We start from the raw sequence: 20,293 nt of genomic DNA on the forward strand, positions 1-20,293 counted from the left end.
CCGGCCGCCGCCTTGCCGCGGCCGGTGATTTTTAATGGGATAGATCACGATGAGCAGCCGTTCCATGCTGATTTTCGCCGCTATCAGCGGCTTTGTGTTTGTCGCGTTGGGCGCATTCGGCGCGCATGTGCTGAGCGGTACGCTCGGTGCCAACGAAATGGCCTGGATCCGCACCGGGTTGGAGTATCAGGGGTTCCACACTCTGGCCATCCTGGCGCTGGCGGTCGCGATGCAGCGCCGCGTGAGCCTGTGGTTTTACTGGAGCGGGGCGCTGCTGGCGCTCGGCACCGTGTTGTTTAGCGGCAGCCTCTATTGTCTGGCGCTGTCGCACCTGAAGGTTTGGGTATACATCACGCCGGTTGGCGGCGTGTGCTTCCTGATCGGCTGGATATTGATGTTGATTGGCGCTTTGCGTCTGAGGAAAAAGGCCGAGCGCCATGAATAAGATTGCGTTGTACTGCCGTCCCGGTTTTGAGAAAGAGTGTGCGGCGGAGATCACCGACAAGGCCGCCCAACTGGAGATTTACGGCTTTGCGCGGGTAAAAGAGCACAGCGGCTACGTGCTGTTCGAATGCTACCAGCCGGATGACGCCGACCGGCTGGCGCGGGAAATTCCGTTCCGCGAACTGATTTTCGCCCGTCAGATGATCGTGGTGGGCGAGCTGCTGCGCGATCTGCCGCCGGAAGATCGGGTATCGCCGATCGTTGGCATGCTGATCGGCGTGGTTGATCGCGGCGGCGAGCTGCGGGTGGAAGTGCCGGACACCAACGAAAGCAAAGAGCTGATGAAATTCTGCCGCAAGCTGACGGTGCCGCTGCGCGCCGCGATGCGCGAGCAGAAGGTGCTGATGGCGCGCGAGAACCCGACCCGCCCGGTGGTGCACGTGTTCTTCATCGCGCCGGGCTGCTGCTACGTCGGTTACTCCTACAGCAATAACAACTCGCCGTTCTATATGGGCATTCCGCGTCTGCGCTTCCCGGCCGATGCGCCGAGCCGTTCGACGCTGAAGCTGGAAGAAGCGTTCCATGTGTTCATCCCCGCCGACGAGTGGGACGAACGCCTGGCCAGCGGCATGCACGCGGTCGATCTGGGCGCCTGCCCGGGCGGCTGGACCTATCAGCTGGTGAAACGCAGCATGATGGTACACTCGGTGGATAACGGCCCGATGGCGCCGAGCCTGATGGAAACCGGCCAGGTGACGCATCACCGCGCCGACGGCTTTAAGTTCGAGCCGAACAGCAGCAAGATCTACTGGCTGGTGTGCGACATGGTGGAGAAACCGGCGAAGGTGACCAGCCTGATGATTCAGTGGCTGGTGAAAGGTTGGTGCCGCGAAGCGATCTTTAACCTTAAGCTGCCGATGAAAAAGCGCTATGAGGAAGTGTCGCAAAACCTGATGAGCATCCGCGAAGCGCTGGGCGCTGCCGGCATCAGCGTCGAAGTGCATGCCAAGCAGCTGTACCATGACCGCGAAGAGATCACCGTGCACGTGCGCCGCATGTGGTCGGCGGTGCCGGGCCGGCGCGACGAGCGCGATTAATCGCGTTAAGCTTGATGAAGGGCGCTGCTTGCAGCGCCCTTATTGTATCGGCAGGCGCAGTTGCTGCAGGTTGCCGTCCAGCGACAGATCGGTGCGCAGCGTGGCGACTCGTTTGCTGACGTAGGCCAGCTCGCGGTGCTGTTCCAGCTTGCCGCGCCATTTCTCCGGCACTTGCTCCAGGTGCTGATACAGCCCGTCCAGGCTGCCCGATTGTTGCAACAGCAGCACGGCGGTTTTCGGCCCGATGCCGGCCACGCCGGGGATCTTGCTGCTGCCAATTCCCGCCAGCCCCCAATAGTCCGGCAGCTGCTGCGGCTGCACGCCGAATTCCTGCTGCACGAAGGGCATATCCAGCCAGCGTTTCTGGAAATAATCGCGAATTTGCACGTTCGGCGCCAGCAGCTGGCAGTAGCCTTTGTCGGTGGAGACGATGGTCACCTGATGGCCGCCGCCGGCGACCTTCGCCGCCAGCGTAGCCGCCAGATCGTCCGCTTCATTGCCGGGGGAATGCCAGCTGGCGACGCCCAACTCGGCGAAGGCCTCGCGCAGCTGCGGCATCTCCTGCTGCAGGTTTTCCGGCATCGGTGAACGCCCGGCCTTGTAGTCCGGCAGAATTTGGTGACGCCAGCTGTCGCTGCGGTCGTCCTCGTCGAATACCGCCACCGCGTGGGTCGGGCGGCTGTGCTGGATCAGCTGCTGCAGCGCATGGCGGCAGGCGCTGACGCAAGGGGAGCCCTGCACGGCGTGAATGCGGCGGATGAGGTTCAGGGCGTCGACAATCAGTAGGTGTATCATCATGGGCTGTCAGGTCGGAAAAAAACAGGGCGGCTGTTACGCCGCCCGGGATTGAGGGTCAGGCTACGATTTCGTAGCAGGGCACATAGGCGCTGCCCGGCAGCTTCATGCGGTGCTGGGCGACAAAGCCCTGCAGCAGGCTGTCCATTTGCTTCATCATTTGCGGTTCGCCGTGCAGCTTGTACGGGCCGAACTGCTCGATGGCGTGGATACCGTTTTCCTTCACGTTGCCGGCGACGATGCCGGAGAACGCGCGGCGCAGCGCGGCGGCCAATTGCTCCGGCGGCTGGTTCGGATACAGGTTGAGGTTTGCCATGTTCTCGTGAGTCGGCTCGAACGGCAGCTGCAGATCCGGCGCGATGCGGATCGACCAGTTAAAGCTGTAGGCGTCGCCAGTGTTGCGGCGGTTTTCCTTCACCAGCGGCATGGCTTTCTTCATTTGCCGCGCCACTTCCGCCGGATCGTCGATGATGATGGTGTAGTGGCGGCGCGCAGCGTCGCCCAGCGTGTTCATGATGAACTCGTCCAGCACGCGGAAGTAGTCGGCGCTCTCTTTCGGCCCGGTCAGGATCAGCGGCAGCACCTGTTCGCTGTTCTCCGGGTTCATCAGGATACCCAGCAGGTACAGCAGCTCTTCGGCGGTGCCGACGCCGCCCGGGAAGATGATGATGCCGTGCGCGATGCGCACGAAGGCTTCCAGGCGTTTTTCGATGTCCGGCATGATCACCAGCTCGTTGACCAGCGGGTTAGGCGGCTCGGCGGCGATGATCGACGGTTCGGTCATGCCGATGAAGCGGCTGTTGCGGTAACGCTGCTGCGCGTGGCCGACCGCAGCGCCTTTCATCGGCGCTTCCATGGCGCCCGGCCCGCAGCCGGTGCAGATGTTCAACTCGCGCAGGCCCAGCTGGCTGCCGACCTTGCGCGCGTAGAGGTATTCGTTCTCGTTGATCGAGTGGCCGCCCCAGCACACCACCATATTGGGATCTTCATCCAGGTGCAGCGTGCGTGCATTGCGCAGGATCGAGAACACCAGGTTGGTGATGTGGGCCGAGTTTTCCAGGTTCAGGTGCTGGAAACGGCCGGCGCTGGCGATTTGGCCGTGCACGAACAGGATGTCGCGCAGTACGGCGAACAGGTTGGCCTGCAGCGAGCGGATGATACGGCCGTCGACGAACGCCTCTTCCGGCGGGTTGACCAGCTCCAGCTTCACCCCGCGTTCGCGGCGCAGCACGTTGATGTCGAAGGTTTCATAGCGCGACAGCAGCTGTTTGCTGTTGTCGGTCTGGCTGCCGGAGTTCAACACGGCCAGCGAACAGTTGCGGAACAGGCGGTACAGGTCGCTGCTGGCGGTGCGCTTCAGCATGTCTACTTCCAGCTGCGACAATAAATCCATAGAGCCAAGCGGGCTGATGTGTGTAATCAAGGTAACTCCTTTGCACCCGGTGCGGGGCGGTAGTAATCCATACGCAGCAAAACAGCATCTCGTTATGGTTGGCGTGCTGCGGCGCAGCGGGCGCTGTGCCCGGCCGCAGCCTCGTTTTAACCTTACCGCCGTCCCCGCGCTTTTACCAACACAAACCGCTCGTTAGCTCAGTTGTTGAGCAATGTTTCGCACTTATTGGCGCGCCAGGCGGCCATGCCCGGGAGTGAACTCGACATGGCTGCGCCACGGGTTGATATCCAGCCCGCCGCGGCGAGTATAGCGGGCGTACACCGTCAGGCTTTGCGGCCGACAATAGCGCATCAGATCGTTGAAGATGCGCTCGACGCACTGCTCGTGGAACTCGTTGTGGTGGCGAAAGGAGACCAGGTAGCGCAACAGCGCTTCGCATCTGCTGTCACCTTGGTCAGAGATAGGTACAATGGCCGCCAGTTTAACGTATGCGAGAAAGAATATGGACCATGATGTATCGCACGCTCTGCGTGAATTCACTCAACGTTATGTCGAGTTGTGGCAGCAAGCGCGCGGCCACGCGCCGGCCAGCCAGGCGCTGTACGGCGTGCCGTCGCCCTGCATCGTGGAGAACCGCGAGGACGAAGTGCTGTGGTTGCCGCAGCCTTTCGAGCCGGCGGCGACGCTGGAGAAGGTCGAGGCCGCGCTGGAGCTGCGTTTGCAGCCGGACGCGCACCGTTTCTACACGCAACAATACGCGGGCGATATGAGCGCCCAGTTTGGCGAGCATCGCCTGAGCCTGCTGCAGGTCTGGAGCGAGGATGATTTCATCCGCCTGCAGGAGAACCTGATCGGTCATCTGGTGACGCAAAAGCGCCTCAAGTTGTCGCCGACCCTTTTCCTGGCGACCACCGAATCCGAGATGACGATGGTGTCGCTGTGCAACGTCAGCGGCAACGTCGTGCTGGAACAATTCGGTAGCGATAAGCGCACCCTGTTGGCGGCGACGCTGGAGAATTTCCTCGATGCGCTGCGCCCCGTGCTGGACTGAAGCGCGTCGGATTCACCGCCGATCGTGTAAGAGATCTCTCACACGGGCTGTGAGAGATCGCTCTTAATTTTTTTCACCTCGCTTCGAACAATGAGATTATTGTTATCCAGATCAATTGGTTAGAATTTCTTTAGGATAACTCTTAGTGTTAATTTAGTGTGAGATGTCTCCCAAACCCTTGTGATTCCGGGGAATTTAAGCGATCTTATCGTTACCGGCATGGAACCGGCGGAGCAGGAAAGCATCAGGATGATGCAGCTTCAGGAAGAAGAAAGGGATGCGCTCAGGCAAGAGCGAAGGATGGCGTCAGGAGATGCCCAGGATGTTTCAGGATAGAAACCAGGGACACCTCCAGGACGGAGATTGAGAGCCGGCACAGGACTGTCGGTGGGTCAGGAAGGCTGAGGAACCGCGTCAGGACGATGCTGCAGGATGATGCAAGGACCACTTGGTCAGGATGGCCGCAGGAAAAGTTTTCAAGGATTGAGCAGGGAGCACGCTGTGTAGCGGGATAGCTATAAAACGAACCGGGGGCACTGTTAACGCAGTGCCCCCAACTTTTTGTTCTATCCCGCCGCGCGTGCGCCCCGCCTTAATCTATCGCCAGCGCTAACCAATTGCACCCAGCGTATCGCCTGCACTCTGCTTTTTCGGCAGCAGGAACAGCGTGGCGTAGATATCCAGCAGGTAAATCGCCGCCAGCAGGCTGATGGCGGCGGTAAACGACACCTGCGTCACCAGCGCACCGATCACCAATGGCCCCAGCCCGCCGACGCCGCGCCCCAGATTGAACAGGATGTTTTGCGCGGTGGCGCGCGCCTGTACCGGATAGGTATCGGAAATCAGTGCGCCGTAGCCGCCGATCATGCCGTTGACGAACAGGCCCATCAGCGCGCCGGCGAACAGCATCAGCATCGGATCGCTCAACTGGGCGTAACCTATCACCATCACCACGGCACCTACCTGATAAAGCACGAAGATCTTCCAGCGGGCGAAGCGGTCGGCCAGGACGCCAAACAGCCAGATGCCGAAGGTCATGCCGACGACCGTCACCGCCGTCCACAGACCGGACTTGGTGAGCGAAAAGCCGAAGTTTTTCGCCAGGTAAGTCGGCATCCAGATCATCAGCCCGTAGTAGCCGAAGTTCTGCACCGAACAGAGTATGAAGATGCCGATGCTGGCCTTGCTGGTGGCGCGATCCTTAAACAACAGACGCAAACGCTGCAGAAAAGAGAGCGGCTGCCCGGCGTCTTTCTGCCGCACGAACTCTTCCGGCTCGCCCAGCGTACGGCGGATCAGGAATGACGCCAGCGCCGGCAGCAGGCCGACCAAAAACATGCCGCGCCAGCCGATATGTTCCAGCAGCAGCGGCGTCAGGAAGGCGGCCGCCAGCACGCCCAACTGCCAGCCCATGCCGACGTAAGCCGAGGCGCGGTTACGTTTTTCCGCCGGCCAGGCTTCGGCGATCAGCGCCATGCCGATGCCGAACTCGCCGCCCAGTCCGATGCCCGCCAGGGTGCGGTAGGCCAGCAGATCCCAATATCCCTGCGCCACGGCGCACAGGCCAGTGAACAGCGAAAACATCAGGATGGTGAGGGTGAGCACCCGGATGCGGCCAAAGCGATCGCTAAGGTGGCCGAAGATCACGCCGCCCAGCACCGCGCCGATCAGCGTCCAGGTGACCAGCGAACCGGCGGCCGATGAGGTTAATCCTAATTCGATGCTGATGGCCGGCAGCATAAAGCCGAGGATCAGCAGGTCAAACCCGTCCATGGCATAACCGGTGACCGAGGCCAGCATGGCCTTACCGGGCGTCGCGTGGTTTTTTTTCTCTGTTATTACGGACATGAATCTTTATCTGTGTGGTGAGTTCGGTGGGCCTATTGTGCCGCGCGGCGGCGAGCGCCACCAGATAAAAACGGCGGCCGGCCTCAGGCGCGCCGAATTTGGGCTATAAAAATGCTATGCTTTGCCGCCTTTCAGCCAGCGTGCTGGATACCATGATGAAAAGAGATCGGGAATGCAGATGAGTATACATAATCAGGTTCGCCGCAGTTTGCAGGCGATTGAACAATCCATGCGCGATCTGGCTTTGTGGCAGGCCGCTCCGCCCGAGCCTGAGGCTTTCTCCAGCACCGAGCCATTCTGCATTGACAGCATGTCGGCCGAAGCCTGGTTGCAGTGGGTGTTTCTGCCGCGCATGTATGCGCTGCTGGACGCCGCAGCGCCATTGCCGACGCGCTTCGCCATCACGCCTTATTTTGAAGAGGCGTTGAAGGAGCGTGAGCCGAGCAGCCTGCCGCTGTTGGTGCTGCTGCAGCAGCTGGATTTGATGTTGAATAAAGAGCCGTAATTCGCCGGCGGCGCGCAGATTTTTGCCGCCCGGCAGTGTAGAGTACTCGCGCGGATGCCGGGCAGGAGAGCCGACGGCGTCTTTCGGCTCGGTTGAACCGCGGCGGTTGACCGGGGGCTGCATTAGGATGATGAGGTACTGCAATAATGGATTTATTAAGGTTTATCCTGCGTTTACCTTTTACCCTGGTTAAGGGCGTGTGCCGCCTGCTGGGGGGCGTGTTGTCGCTGTTGGGGCGGCTGCTGAGACCGCTGGTCGGCAACCTCAGCTGGCGCGCTCCGGCCTGGTGGGCTGCGTTGCCGCGCGGTTTTCTGCGGCTAGAAAGCGGCGTGGATAAACACCCGAAGGCGATCGGTCTGGCTCTGCTGCTGCTGGCAGGTGCCGCGGGCGGCGCGTTTTACGGTTGGCACTGGTGGCAAAACCGCCCCCAGCCCATCGAACCGGCGCCGATGGTGGTTCAAGAGGTCAGCGCCGAGCTGGCTAATCCCGCGCCGATAGATTACGCCGCCGCCCGGCAGGCGCCGCAAACCGTGAGCCTGAGCTTCAGCGGCTCGGTTGCGCCGATAACCGCAGTGGGTAAAGCCGTGAGCGCCGGCATCACCCTCAAGCCGGCGGCGGAAGGGCAGTGGGCATGGAACAATGAGTCGACGCTGGTGTTCACGCCGAAGAAACCGCTGCCGATGGGCGCAAAATATGACGTGACGCTCGAGCCCGCCACCTTGCTGGCGCCGCAGACCAAGCTCGCTAAAACCCGCTATGCCTTCACCGTGCCTGCGTTCGACTACCGTCTGGGGCAGGCCGAATATTACCGCGATCCGCAGGATGCGCAGAAACGCAGCGCGATTTTCAATGTGCAGTTCAATGCGCCGGTCGATGTCGCCAGCTTTGAAAAACAGATTTCACTGGGACTGAAGGAAGGCGGCACCACCTCCGAGAAGAAGCTGAATTTCTCTCTGGTCTATGACGAGAAAAAACTGAACGCCTGGGTGCATTCCGAGCCGTTGCAGGCGCTGGATCAGGGCGGTGCGGTGCATCTGACGGTCGGCAAGGGCATTAAATCGACGGTGGCCGGCAACGCGGTCGAAGAGGCGAAAAGCAACTGGGTCCAGGTACCGACGCTGTACAGCCTGGCGCTGAACGACGCCAGCGCTCAGGTGGTGGACACCGACAGCGGTAAAGGCCAGCGTGCGCTGGTGGTCGGTTTCAGCGATGCGGTGAAGGATGCCGAGCTGGCGAAGGCCACCAAGGCGTGGCTGCTGCCGCAGCACGATCCGAGCGATGCCGAGACGGCCAATGATGCCGAAGACTTCTATCAATGGACGGTCGACAGCGTCGGCAAAAACGTGCTGGCGCAGGCGACAGCATTGCCGCTGACGCTTAATGAGGCGGAGGAGGCCTACCAACCGCAGTTCAGCTTCCGTTTTGAAGCCCCGGCGCATCGCTTTGTGCTGCTGGAAATCGACAACAAGCTGGTCTCCGTCGGCGGTTACAAGATGCCGAAGAAGGTTTACCGGGTGGTTGAAGTGCCGGAGTTCCCGAAATCGCTGCAGTTCATGTCGCAAGGCTCGCTGCTGTCGGTCAACGGCGACAAGCAGATCAGCGTGGCGGCGCGCAACGTGGCGGGCCTGCGGCTGGACATCAAGCGGGTGATCCCGAGCCAGCTGCAGCACATTGTCTCCTTCAAAAGCCGGGAGTACTCGTCCACGGAATTCAACCGGCTCAACGACGAATATTTTACCGAACACTTCAAATACCAGACCGCGCTTAACAACGAGCGGCCGGGGGAAGTGAACTATCAGGGCATCGATCTCTCCCGTTATCTCTCCACCAACGCCAGCTCCCATCGCGGAGTGTTCCTGTTGACGCTGTCCGAATGGCAACCGAACCGGAAACCGGCGGCGACAGAGGCGGGCGACGAGCAGGAGCAGGAACCGGAGGAGAGCACCGGAGAAGATCAGCCCGACGTCGGCGATTCGCGCTTTGTGGTGGTGACCGATTTGGGCATCGTCGCCAAGAGTTCGCAGGATAAGACGCGCGACGTCTTCGTGCAGTCGATTCAAAGCGGTGCGCCCGTCAGCGGCGCTACCGTGTCGGTGGTGGCTAAAAACGGCGTGACGCTGCTCAGCCAAACCACCGGCGCCGACGGCCACGTGCGCTTCCCGGCGCTCGACGTGTACACCAATGAGCGCCAGCCGGTGATGTTCCTGGTGGAGAAAGAGGGGGATGTCTCCTTCCTACCGACCGGCAGCTATAACGATCGCGGGCTGGACTTCTCGCGCTTCGACGTTGCCGGTGAACAAACGCCGACCGATCCGCGCACGCTCAGCAGTTACCTGTTCTCCGATCGCGGCGTCTATCGGCCGGGAGATACCTTCAACATCGGCTTGATCACCCGCGCCGCCGACTGGCGAATCGGGCTGGCCGGCGTGCCGGTGCGCGCCGAAATTCGCGATCCGCGCGACAAGCTGATGTCCACCGTGCCGCTGACGCTGGGCGCCAGCGGTTTTAACGAGCTGAGCTATACCACCGATGAAAATTCGCCTACCGGCGAGTGGAACGTCTATCTGTATCTGATCGGCAAAAACAACGACACCTCCACGCTGCTCGGCCACACCGCGGTCAATGTGAAGGAGTTCGAACCGGATCAGCTGAAGGTGAAACTGGCGTTGACGCCGAATCGCCAGCAAGGCTGGGTCAAGCCGTCTGAGCTGAAGGCCAGCATCGATGTGCAGAACCTGTTCGGCACCCCGGCGCAAGATCGCCGCGTGACGACCAGGCTGACGCTGCGGCCGATGTATCCGAGCTTCGATCGCTTCCCGGATTATGCGTTTTACGAAAACCGGCAAAACAGCGACGGGTTCGAAACCGAGCTGGAAGATCGCACCACCGATGAACACGGCGCGGCCGATATTCCGCTCGATCTGAAATCCTACGCCGACGCCACTTATCAGCTGCAGCTGTTGTCGGAGGCGTTCGTCGCCGGCGGCGGGCGTTCCGTGGCGGCCACTGCCCGCACGTTGGTTTCGCCTTACGATTACCTGATCGGTGTGAAGGCGGATGGCGATCTGGGCTATATCAACCGCGACGCGGAGCGGCATTTGAATGTGATCGCCATCGATCCGGCCCTGAAACAGATCGCCATGCCGAACCTGAAACAGGTGCTGATAGAGCAAAAATACATTTCGGTACTGACCAAGCAGGATTCGGGCGTTTACAAATACCAGTCGAAGATGAAGGAAGTGCAGCTGTCGGAACAGCCGCTGGCGCTGAGCGAGCAGGGCGCGGATCTGCGGCTGGCGACCGATAAGCCGGGCGACTTCGTGTTGGTGATCGAGGATGCGCAGGGCAAGACGCTTAACCGCGTCGCCTACAGCGTAGCCGGCAACGCCAACCTGAGCCGTTCGTTGGATCGCAACGCCGAACTGAAGCTGAAACTGAACCAGGCGGAGTACCAGCCCGGCGAGGAGATTGAGGTGGCGATCAACGCGCCTTATACCGGCAGCGGGCTTATCACCATCGAAAAGGACAAGGTTTACGCCTGGCAGTGGTTCCACACCGACACCACCAGTTCGGTGCAGAAGATCCGCGTGCCGGCAGGCATGGAGGGCAACGGCTACATCAACGTGCAGTTCGTGCGCGACATCAACTCCAGCGAGATCTTCATGAGCCCGCTGAGCTATGGCGTGATGCCGTTCAAGATCAGCACCAAGGCGCGCCAGAACGGCCTCGAGGTGACGGCGCCGGAGGTCATCAAGCCGGGTGAAAACCTGACGATGACGGTCAAGACCGATGCGCCGCAGCAGGTGGCGCTGTTCGCCGTCGATGAGGGCATTCTGCAGGTGGCGCGTTACCGTCTGAAGGATCCGCTGGAGTTCTTCTTCAGCAAACGCGAACTGAACGTGAGCAGCTCGCAGATCCTCGATCTGATCCTGCCGGAATTCAGCAAGCTGATGGCGCTGACCGCGGCGCCGGGCGGCGATGCGGGCGAAGGGCTGGATCTCAATCTCAACCCGTTCAAGCGCAAGCGCGACAAGCCGGTGGCCTATTGGTCCGGCATTACCGAAGTCAGCGGCGAGAAGCAGTTCGTCTATCCGGTGCCTGATTACTTCAACGGCAAGATCCGCGTCATGGCGATTTCGGTGACGCCGGAAAAAATCGGCAAGGCGCAAACCGCCGCCACGGTGCGCGACAACTTCATCATGACGCCAAACGTGCCGGCGATGGTGGCGCCGGGCGACGAGTTCGACGTCAGCGTGGGCGTCAGCAACAATCTTGAAGGGCTGAACGGCCAGTCGGTGGCCGTCAATGTTCTGTTGACGCCGCCGCAGCAGCTGGAAGTGGTGGGCAACGCGACGCAAAGCCTGACGCTGGCGGAAAAACGCGAAGGCGTGATCACCTTCCGCCTGCGCGCCAAAGCCGTGCTGGGCGATGCGCCACTGGTGTTCGATGCCCGTTACGGTGACCAGGCCAGCCGCCGCACCGTCAGCACCTCGGTGCGGCCGGCGGCGCCGTACCGCACCCAGTCGGTGATGGGGCGCATGAGCGGCGGCAGCCAGAACGTCGACGGCCTGCGCCAGATGTTCGACGCTTTCGCCCAGCGTCGGGCGACGGTATCTCATTCACCGCTGGTGCTGACCAGCGGGCTGGCGCAATACCTGGCGGATTATCCGTATTACTGTTCCGAGCAGATCGTCAGCCGCTCTATTCCGCTGATGCTGCAGAGCCGTCATCCGGAGATGAAAAGCAGCCTGAGCCAGACGGAAGTCAGCAAGCAGCTGCGCAACCTGCTGGGCGTGCTGCGCGCCCGCCAGAACGACAGCGGGGCGATCGGCGCCTGGCGTTCGTCGCCGGATGCCGATCCTTTCGTCACGCCTTATGTGGTGCAGTATCTGCTCGAAGCCAAAGCGGCGGGCTATGCCCTGCCGGACGGCATGCTGGACGAGGCCAACGGTGCGTTGCGCGAGCTGGCGGCCAGCGGATTCGACGATCTGTATCTGCTGCGTCTGCGCAGCTGGGCGGTTTACCTGCTGACGCTGCAGGGCGAAGTGACCACCAACTCGCTGGCGGCGGTGCAGGATACGCTGCAAAAACGCTATGGCGAGGGGTGGAAAACCGATCTGAGCGCGCTGTATCTGGCTTCTTCCTATCGCCTGTTGAAGATGGACGACGAAGCCGCCGCGCTGCTGCAACCGAGCTGGCAGCAGCTGAGCAAGGCGTATGACAGCGCCTGGTGGACGCAGAACTATTTCGATCCGCTGGTGCAGGATGCGACGCGGCTGTATCTGATTACCCGCCACTTCCCGGAGAAGGTGGCGTCGATCCCACCGCAGGTGCTGGAGAATATGGTCAAGGCGCTGAAAGAAGAGCGTTACACCACCTACTCCTCCGCGATGAGCATTCTGGCGCTGGAAAGCTATTCGGCCCAGGTGGCGGCGCAGTCCGCCAATGCGGATGCATTAGGCATCGTGCAGGTAGGCAAAGCCGGCGGCGAGCCGCAGCGCATCAGCGAGCTGCAGGGGCTGTTCGTTCAGGGGCAATTCAACGCCGATGCCACCGCGGTGCGCTTCACCAACGGCGGCAGCGCGCCGGCCTGGTATGTGGTGACGCAGGCCGGTTACGACCTGAATGCGCCGCAAAAAGCGCTGTCGCGCGGGATTGAGATCGTTCGCGATTACACCGACGAACAGGGCAAGCCGGTAACGCAGGTGACGCTGGGGCAGAAGATCAACGTCCATCTGAAGGTGCGCGCCAACTCGAAAGAGGGGCAGAGCAACCTGGCGATCGTCGATCTGCTGCCGGGCGGGTTCGAAGTGGTGCAGCAGACGCCGCCCGAGCCGGCCGATGCCGGTGAAGAGAGCGACGATCGCGGCGGCTGGCAGTCGCCGCTGGCCGCGTCCGGCTCCACCTGGGCGCCGGACTACAGCGATATCCGCGAAGATCGGGTGATTATCTACGGTAGCGCCGGCACCGAAGTGCAGGAGTTCGTTTATCAAATCAAGGCCACCAATACCGGCAGCTTTATTGTTCCACCGGCCTACGGTGAAGCCATGTACGACCGTGAAGTGCAGGCCATGTCGGCAGGCGGCGGCAAGCTGGTGGTCGTGCCGGCGAGCAACGATTAGGCCGTATCCGGCGCCAGGCCAACGCCTGGTGCCGGGATGCTGAGAGCGTATGAAGATCCTGACCGGGCGCGTGCTGCAAAACGGCTTGATGGCGGTGTTTTTACTGACGCTGCTGTTGGCCGCGATTCGGCTGTGGCCGCATCCGCCTTTGTGGCAGGGGCTGCCGCAGTCTTCCGTCTATTACGACAGGCACGGCGCGCTGCTGCGCATTACGCTGGCCAACGACGATCGCTACCGGCTGTGGACCCCGCTGGAGCAGGTGTCGCCGTTGGCGGTGCGCGGGCTGCTGTTGCACGAAGATCGCTGGTTCTACTACAACCCCGGTTTTAACCCCGTCAGCCTGATGCGCGGCTTCTGGCGCAGCTATGTCGCCGGCGGCAAGATGCAGGGCGGTTCGACCATCAGCATGCAGCTGGCGCGTATGCGCTGGCATCTCAATACCCGCACGCCGGGTGGCAAGCTGCTGCAGGTGCTGCGTGCGGTGCAGCTGGAGCTCAGCTATTCCAAGCGCGATATCCTGGAAGCCTATCTGAATTACGCTCCCTACGGCCGCAACATCGAAAGCATCGGCGCCGCCAGCCTGATCTATTTCGCCAAGTCGCCGAAGGATTTGACCCTGCCGGAGGCGCTGACGCTGGCGGTGTTGCCGCAGTCGCCCAGCTACCGTCTGGAGCCGAAAACCGGCGTGCTCGGCGCCGCATTGACTCAGGCGCGCAATCGTCTGTTCCAGCGCTGGCAGCAGGTTTACCCGACCGACGCCAGCCAGCAAACGCTGTTCCGCCTGCCATTGGCGCTGCGCCAGCCTGAGCAAGTACCCTATATCGCGCCGCACTTTATCGAACAGCTGCGCCTGCAGACGCAGCAACTGGTGCAGCGCGATACCCGCGTCGATACCACGTTGGACGCCGGGTTGCAGCGGCTGGTCGAGCGGCAGGTCAATGCCTTTATCGCCCGCAACCGCAGCCGCGGCATTCAGAACGCCGCAGTGCTGCTGGTGGACAGCCGCGATATGGGGGTGCGTGCGTTGGTGGGATCGGCGGACTACTACAATCGCCCTATTCAGGGGCAGGTGAACGGCACCAACGCCAAACGCTCGCCGGGATCGACGCTGAAGCCGTTCATCTATGCGCTGGGCATGGAGCAGGGCGTGCTGCATCCGATGACTATTCTGAAAGACGTGCCTTCGTCGTTCGGGGCCTATGCGCCGGAGAATTTCGACCGGCGCTTTCTCGGCCCGGTGACCGCCACCGACGCGCTGAATTTCAGCCGCAATATTCCGGCGGTGTATGTCGCTTCACAGCTGCGTCAGCCGACCTTTTATCAGTTTTTGCGCCTGACCGGCGTCGCCAATATGGCCAACGAAAGCCACTACGGGCTGTCGTTGGTGCTGGGCGGCGGCGAGGTGACGGCGCAGGAATTGGCGAAGCTGTATGCATTGCTGGCGAACCGCGGTGAGCTGCGGCCGCTGCGTATGCAGGTTAACGCGGCTGAATCGGCGCCGGTGCGGCTGTTGAGCGAGGAGGCCAGTTTCATCACGCTGGATATGCTGCGCCAGCACCGGCGGCCGGGCGACACGCTGGCGCAGCGCTCTTCGGCGTTGCCGGTGTATTGGAAGACCGGCACCTCCTGGGGGTTCCGCGACGCCTGGAGCGTCGGGATTTTCGGCCCTTACGTGTTGGTGGTGTGGGAGGGCAACTTCGACGGGCGTGGCAACAATGCGTTGGTCGGCGCCGAAGCGGCCGCGCCGCTGTTTTTCAACATCATCGACAGCGTTAATGCCAGCTACCCCGGCCTGCGAGAACCGAAACATCCGTTCCCTAAACGGCTGCGGCGGGTGGAGATCTGCCTCGCCAGCGGCGATCTGCCGACGCCGTGGTGCCAGCAAAAAGGCAAGACCTGGTTCATTCCCGGCAAGTCGCCGATCAAAGTCGACAGCGTTTACCGGCCGGTGGTGCTGGATATTCACAGCGGCGAGGTCGTTTGCCCGCCGTATGATGCGGCGCAGACCCGCACCGAAGTCTTTGAGTTCTGGCCATCCGATCTGGCCAACGTGTTCGCCCAGGCCGGTCTACCGAAACGCACGCCGCCGGTTAATCGCTGCAAGGATAACGGCATCGCCGTCGGCGGCAACGCGCCGCGCATCACCTCACCGCTGAAAAACACCACCTATACCCTGCGTCAGTCGCAGCAGGGTCGGGATAAAATCGCCTTCAGCGCGGTGACGGACGCCGACAGCAAAACGGTGTACTGGTTCGTCGACGATATCTATCTCGGCAGCAGCGCCAGCAAAAAGCCGATCGACTGGCGGCCGATCAACAACGGGCGCTACCGCATCCGGGCGGTGGACGATCGCGGCCGCGCCGATACGCGGCTGGTGACCATCGAGTGGGTTAACTGAGGTTGGGGCGCCTCGGTTATGCCTGTATAACCGGGGAGAACGGCAGCGGGGATCATGGATAAGAATAAGCACGCCGTGGGTATTTTTACCTTTTTGATGCCGGGATTCGAGAAAGAATATTTCCCGCCCTTTCACTGGAAATAAAAACAACCCAGCGTGCTGCGACCTAATCCGGTAATGTTTAACAGGGAACGCTTAGGCATTATTCACTGATTATTTTCCCTAACCAGCGGCGAATGACTTTTATCTCGTCTGCAGAAAATTCATCTTCCAGAGTTGACTCTAACTTGTTGATTACCTTGTCACAGGATGCAAAAAGCGTTTCGCCATGTGTGGAAAGCTTAATGATTTGAACGCGTTTATAACGAGGGTGCGGCAGACGCTCGATGAGCTCGAGTTTTTCCAATCTGACGAGTATTAAGCTGACGGTCTGAGGGGTCAGTAGTGCCAATCGGGCTAAATCGGCATTAGAGCACCCTTCAAAATTAGAAATAATGCTCATGATAACGAATTGAGGTGCGGTTATTTGATATTGGCTTAATTCCTTTTCCATTTTTTGTTTATAAGCGCCGGATGCTTTACGCAGCAGGTAGCCGAGAATTCCCGCTTCGCAATCAAACATATCATTACTGTTTTTTACGTTCTTTTTCATTTTCAATCCTTGTGAGTTATCAGTGTGCTGATAACATGGCAAGTGAGCTATCTCGTATGATTATGTGAATCGCTCTGCTTTTCAATACTGGATAGGCCTTGTTCTGCAACATTCGCAGTTTCTCAATAATGCATAGGTGGTTGATTATGATAGAACCTTATGGCGTCATTGGACTAAGCCCTACCGCATGGGGCATTCAGAAAAGAGCGGATATTTCGAAGAATCTGGACCATATCGAAGAATTGACCAACGGCGCCTTGTCACTTTGCGCATTGGATATCCCGGTTCGCCTGCTGGTTTTACCTGAGGGCGCACTTCAGGGATTCACCGATGAAGTATTGGATATGCCGATGGTTGAGTTTTTAAAAGATGGGGCTATTGATATTCCAGGGCCTGAGACCGAAAGACTCGGCCAATTGGCGCAACGTCATAATCTCTTCATTATGGCGCAGGCCAAAGTCAGGGAGCCTGATTGGCCGGACATCATGTTCAACGTCGGCTTTGTTATCAATCCTCAGGGCGACATTATACTCAGACACCATAAAATGTCAGCGTTGCTGCCGAGCGAGCGTTCCGCATCACCGCATGACTTATTTGACAAATGGGTCGAGAAATATGGCCGCACGCTGCAATCTTTCTGGCCTGTTGTCGATACCGAAATTGGCCGTCTGGGCGTGATGATGGCGATGGAGGGGAACTTCCCGGAAAATGGGCGCGGTTTGGCGATGAATGGGGCAGAGGTCGTGTATCGCGCTTCACTGCCCACGCCATTTACCGAAAATGATATGTTCGAAATCTCCAACAGGGCTCGCGCACTGGAAAACAACCTGTATATCGTCGCGCCGAACATCGCCCCTGTGTACACCTTTCCCCACTCTTTGGCCCCAATAGATTGCGGTGGTGGGAGTTCATTGATCGTTGATTACAAAGGCAAGATTATTGGTAAACAAAAAGATACCAACGGTTCAAGCTACGTGCATGCCGTCATTGATATCGAGGCGCAGCGTTATCATCGAACGCATTCATCAGTAACCAATTGGTTAAAAGATATCAGAACCGAATGCGCGCAATTGATTTATGAAAAGCCAGTGTATCCCAAAAATATTTACCTTAACCATGCGCAAGGAAATCATAAGGAATACAAGGAAAACGTTCTGAGCAAACAAATAGAGATGATGATTGAGCGCGATATCTATCGTCTTAGTGTCTATGATAAATAGTTTTATATCCAGCGACATTTATCTCTCGGGTAGATGACGCGTAATAGCAAAATTTTCAATTGAATTTTAAAAATCGTAGCGCGAGGGGTGAATGCTCCGCGTTGAACATGCTGCGCCATAATTCCTCTGGGAATAACCCAATGTCTATGTGTCAAGGTTATTATATGAAACTCATTCCTTTGTCATTGTTTTTTTTATCCGTATCCTCCTATGCCGGTATAGAGTATAAGCTTACCGAAATAGTCAATAGCCCGAGCGGGAAGTACCAAGGCCTGGAGCAAGAGGGTTATTTACAATTCAAAGGCATTCCCTATGCGGAGCCGCCGGTGGGTGAAAAACGCTGGCAAGCGCCGGAAAATAAAAGCGTCATGGAGGGCGTGTATTTTGCCGGTAAGTTTGGCAACAGCTGTGCGACGACGGTTAGCCTGGCCGGATTCAGTAAAATAAGCCAGTCGGAAGATTGCCTCTACCTGAATGTTTACGCGCCAAAAGACAATGAGGGTAAAAAGCGGCCGGTTTTGGTTTGGATACCCGGCGGTGGCTTAAGAACCGGGTCGGGTGATGAGTACGACGTGTCTAATTTTATCAAGAAAGATATCGTAGTCGTAACAATAAACTATAGATTGGGCGTTTTTGGTTTTTTCTCGCACCCAGCGCTTAACCATGAGAGTAAGAAAATCAACTATGGCCTTTTGGATCAACAAAAAGCCTTGTCATGGGTTCAACGCAACATAGCCAGCTTTGGCGGGGATCCTGACAATGTCACGTTGTTCGGTGAATCAGCGGGAGGGCATAGCGTGCTTGCAAACATCGTTTCCCCTCTGTCCTCAGGGTTATTTAAGAAAGCGATAATCTCAAGCGGTTCTTATAACCTGGACCAAAAAAATATCGCGCAGGCCAACGCGGTCGGTCTGGAGGTGGCAAAAGCGGTGGGCTGCGATGATGGCACGCCGGACGGGCAGCTGGCTTGCTTAAAGAAAACGCCCGTCGCCAAACTAGCGACAACGGCAATATCCAATTTGTATAACGATCAATTTACTATTGATGGCGATATCATTCCGTATACGTTTAATGAGGCGATCGCGAAAGGAAAAGTCAATAAGGTTGATATTATCAATGGTTTTCAGAATAATGAAGGGACTTTCTTTGCTGGCGTGATAGAAAACGATGCCGGCAAGAAAATCGACAAGCAAATCTATACAGCGTCGATGATGACCTTATACGGAAAATCATTCTCCTCCGTAGAGGAAACGGATGATAACACCGATTTTACGGCAAAACTGAGCGACGATCTGACAAAGTATAAATTTATTTGTCCATCCCTTCAGTTCAACGCCGAGATGGCCAAGAAAAACAGGCTATATGCCTACGTGTTTAACGATAAGACCGCGCCTCAATACATACCAAAGATGTCGAGGCCTTATCTGGCGGCGCACACCAGTGAGCTAATCTATTTCTTTGACGGATTTCATGGCGCCACCGGCGTGAAGCAGGCCTTAACCAAAGAACAGCAACGCCTATCAGATAATATTGTTTCTTATTTAAGTAACTTTATTAAGAACGGCGATCCTAATCAGGGAGCACCGGTGAGAGAAAAATGGACCGAGTTTAATACCGAACATATGATGGCCATTGAGTTTTCCGATAAAGGGATTTTTGATATAAACAATTTATCGAAAAAATACGTCTGCCCTCAGTAATTTCATGCGGCATTAGATGCAGCGCCTCGCCGAGCGTTGGCGTTATAACGGGAGGTTCCCACTGTCGGGAACTTCCCTTTTCGACATTGTTTTATTCATGCCTCCGGCACCGATGTTCAATGCGCAAACCCGCTAAATGGCTGGGTGGAATAGAGTGGTTATCCGGCATGAGGTCAATTATGATACCTCGGTAGTAAATGCATGGCACCACTATCAGGTTGATTTCACTGCGGTTTCACTAGCTTCAGGCCACATTGACTTTACTGCAGCCATTAATTTTAACGCGAGGAAAGCGATGTGATTGAGGTTTTATATCAGGATGAGCATCTGGTGGCGGTGAACAAGCCGTCGGGTTGGTTGGTGCACCGCAGTTGGCTGGATCGTCATGAAACCCGCTTTATGATGCAGACGGTGCGCGATCAGCTCGGGCAGCACGTTTTTACCGTGCACCGTCTCGATCGCCCGACCTCCGGGGTGCTGCTGATGGCGCTGTCCAGCGAGGTGGCGCGCCTGCTGTCGCAGCAGTTCGAACAACATCAGGTGCAGAAAACCTACCATGCGGTGGTGCGAGGTTACGTGCAGGAGGGGGCGACCCTCGATTATCCGCTGACGGCGGAACTGGACAAAATCGCCGATAAACATGCCGATGCCGATAAGGGGCCGCAGCCGGCGGTGACGCACTACCGGCCGTTGGCGCAGGTGGAGATGCCGGTGGCCGTCGGCCGCTACGACAGCGCGCGTTACAGCCTGGTGGAGCTGCAGCCGGAAACCGGCCGCAAGCACCAACTGCGGCGCCATATGGCGCACCTGCGCCATCCGATCATCGGCGACAGCAAGCATGGCGATCTGCGGCAGAACCGCGGTATGGCGCAACATTTCGGCTGCCCGCGCCTGATGCTGCACGCCAGCCACCTGCAGTTGACGCACCCGGTGACCGGCGAACCGCTGCAGGTGACGGCGCGCTGGGACGAAGACTGGCAGGGGGTGATGACGCAGTTCGGCTGGGCGGGGCTATTCCCTGAACTCGGCGGGGTTGAGTTTAGCGCGGCTAACGGTCAGGATAGCTGA

Annotated in this window: 13 protein-coding genes and 1 pseudogene; 9 read left to right on the plus strand and 5 right to left on the minus strand. The window is 58.6% G+C overall.

Annotated features, from left to right (window positions below; translation table 11 throughout):
• Positions 1-49: 49 nt before the first annotated feature.
• On the plus strand, positions 50-445 hold the full coding sequence (locus GKN89_RS17950) for a DUF423 domain-containing protein (RefSeq protein ID WP_154747481.1): 396 nt from the start codon (positions 50-52) through the stop codon (positions 443-445).
• Positions 438-1,541: a 23S rRNA (cytidine(2498)-2'-O)-methyltransferase RlmM gene (gene rlmM / locus GKN89_RS17955; RefSeq protein ID WP_019455735.1), complete on the plus strand. Its 1,104-nt coding sequence runs from the start codon at positions 438-440 to the stop codon at positions 1,539-1,541. The genes GKN89_RS17950 and rlmM overlap by 8 nt, the downstream gene beginning before the upstream one ends.
• Before the next feature lie 39 nt (positions 1,542-1,580).
• Here rlmM and xni read toward each other — a convergent pair whose 3' ends face one another.
• The 3 genes and pseudogenes from xni to queF form a co-directional block, all read right to left on the minus strand.
• Entirely contained in the window at positions 1,581-2,339 is a 759-nt protein-coding gene (xni, locus tag GKN89_RS17960; protein WP_063917940.1) for a flap endonuclease Xni, read from the minus strand.
• Between the two features lie 55 nt (positions 2,340-2,394).
• Positions 2,395-3,759, minus strand: coding sequence for a nucleotide 5'-monophosphate nucleosidase PpnN (gene ppnN / locus GKN89_RS17965; protein WP_019455737.1), 1,365 nt, complete (start codon positions 3,757-3,759; stop codon positions 2,395-2,397).
• Between the two features lie 192 nt (positions 3,760-3,951).
• Positions 3,952-4,164: pseudogene (gene queF, locus GKN89_RS17970) on the minus strand (NADPH-dependent 7-cyano-7-deazaguanine reductase QueF); the annotation flags it as partial.
• A 67-nt stretch (positions 4,165-4,231) separates the two neighbouring features.
• Between queF and syd the strand changes: the two are divergent.
• Entirely contained in the window at positions 4,232-4,780 is a 549-nt protein-coding gene (gene syd, locus GKN89_RS17975; protein ID WP_154747482.1) for a SecY-interacting protein, read from the plus strand.
• A 609-nt stretch (positions 4,781-5,389) separates the two neighbouring features.
• On the opposite strand, the gene GKN89_RS17980 is transcribed toward syd, so the two are convergent.
• Complete coding sequence (locus GKN89_RS17980; RefSeq protein WP_025160236.1) at positions 5,390-6,628, minus strand: MFS transporter; 1,239 nt, start codon at positions 6,626-6,628, stop codon at positions 5,390-5,392.
• 178 nt (positions 6,629-6,806) lie between these two features.
• On the opposite strand from GKN89_RS17980, the gene GKN89_RS17985 reads away from it, so the two are divergent.
• The 3 genes from GKN89_RS17985 (at position 6,807) to pbpC (ending at position 15,653) form a co-directional block, all read left to right on the plus strand.
• The gene (locus tag GKN89_RS17985; protein WP_025160237.1) at positions 6,807-7,133 is read left to right on the plus strand and encodes a YqcC family protein; all 327 of its coding nucleotides are present in this window, start codon (positions 6,807-6,809) and stop codon (positions 7,131-7,133) included.
• A gap of 146 nt (positions 7,134-7,279) precedes the next feature.
• Positions 7,280-13,255: an alpha-2-macroglobulin gene (locus tag GKN89_RS17990; protein ID WP_154747483.1), complete on the plus strand. Its 5,976-nt coding sequence runs from the start codon at positions 7,280-7,282 to the stop codon at positions 13,253-13,255.
• A gap of 49 nt (positions 13,256-13,304) precedes the next feature.
• Positions 13,305-15,653: a penicillin-binding protein 1C gene (gene pbpC, locus GKN89_RS17995; RefSeq protein WP_154747484.1), complete on the plus strand. Its 2,349-nt coding sequence runs from the start codon at positions 13,305-13,307 to the stop codon at positions 15,651-15,653.
• Between the two features lie 202 nt (positions 15,654-15,855).
• Here the strand turns inward: pbpC and GKN89_RS18000 are convergent, their stop codons facing one another.
• Entirely contained in the window at positions 15,856-16,305 is a 450-nt protein-coding gene (locus tag GKN89_RS18000; RefSeq protein WP_019455746.1) for a MarR family winged helix-turn-helix transcriptional regulator, read from the minus strand.
• Positions 16,306-16,451: 146 nt separating this feature from the next.
• Here GKN89_RS18000 and GKN89_RS18005 point away from each other — a divergent pair, with 146 nt between their 5' ends.
• The 3 genes from GKN89_RS18005 to truC all read left to right on the plus strand — a co-directional run bounded on the left by GKN89_RS18005 (position 16,452) and on the right by truC (position 20,293).
• Complete coding sequence (locus GKN89_RS18005) at positions 16,452-17,525, plus strand: nitrilase-related carbon-nitrogen hydrolase (protein ID WP_154747485.1); 1,074 nt, start codon at positions 16,452-16,454, stop codon at positions 17,523-17,525.
• 164 nt (positions 17,526-17,689) lie between these two features.
• Positions 17,690-19,225 carry a carboxylesterase/lipase family protein gene (locus GKN89_RS18010; RefSeq protein ID WP_230329009.1) on the plus strand — a complete coding sequence of 512 codons (1,536 nt, stop codon included), beginning with the start codon at positions 17,690-17,692 and terminating at the stop codon, positions 19,223-19,225.
• A 297-nt stretch (positions 19,226-19,522) separates the two neighbouring features.
• Complete coding sequence (truC, locus tag GKN89_RS18015) at positions 19,523-20,293, plus strand: tRNA pseudouridine(65) synthase TruC (protein WP_019455750.1); 771 nt, start codon at positions 19,523-19,525, stop codon at positions 20,291-20,293.

Source organism: Serratia sp. YC16 (assembly GCF_009707615.1).
In the GTDB taxonomy this organism is placed as follows: domain Bacteria; phylum Pseudomonadota; class Gammaproteobacteria; order Enterobacterales; family Enterobacteriaceae; genus Serratia; species Serratia surfactantfaciens.

What these genes read in the sequence shown, in the direction of transcription:
- GKN89_RS18000 (WP_019455746.1), bottom strand. Translation starts at nt 16,305, where the DNA reads ATGAAAAAGAACGTAAAAAACAGTAATGATATGTTTGATTGCGAAGCG.
- pbpC (WP_154747484.1), top strand. Translation starts at nt 13,305, where the DNA reads ATGAAGATCCTGACCGGGCGCGTGCTGCAAAACGGCTTGATGGCGGTG.
- GKN89_RS17985 (WP_025160237.1), top strand. Translation starts at nt 6,807, where the DNA reads ATGAGTATACATAATCAGGTTCGCCGCAGTTTGCAGGCGATTGAACAA.
- rlmM (WP_019455735.1), top strand. Translation starts at nt 438, where the DNA reads ATGAATAAGATTGCGTTGTACTGCCGTCCCGGTTTTGAGAAAGAGTGT.
- syd (WP_154747482.1), top strand. Translation starts at nt 4,232, where the DNA reads ATGGACCATGATGTATCGCACGCTCTGCGTGAATTCACTCAACGTTAT.
- GKN89_RS17980 (WP_025160236.1), bottom strand. Translation starts at nt 6,628, where the DNA reads ATGTCCGTAATAACAGAGAAAAAAAACCACGCGACGCCCGGTAAGGCC.
- GKN89_RS17990 (WP_154747483.1), top strand. Translation starts at nt 7,280, where the DNA reads ATGGATTTATTAAGGTTTATCCTGCGTTTACCTTTTACCCTGGTTAAG.
- GKN89_RS17950 (WP_154747481.1), top strand. Translation starts at nt 50, where the DNA reads ATGAGCAGCCGTTCCATGCTGATTTTCGCCGCTATCAGCGGCTTTGTG.
- GKN89_RS18010 (WP_230329009.1), top strand. Translation starts at nt 17,690, where the DNA reads ATGAAACTCATTCCTTTGTCATTGTTTTTTTTATCCGTATCCTCCTAT.
- GKN89_RS18005 (WP_154747485.1), top strand. Translation starts at nt 16,452, where the DNA reads ATGATAGAACCTTATGGCGTCATTGGACTAAGCCCTACCGCATGGGGC.
- xni (WP_063917940.1), bottom strand. Translation starts at nt 2,339, where the DNA reads ATGATGATACACCTACTGATTGTCGACGCCCTGAACCTCATCCGCCGC.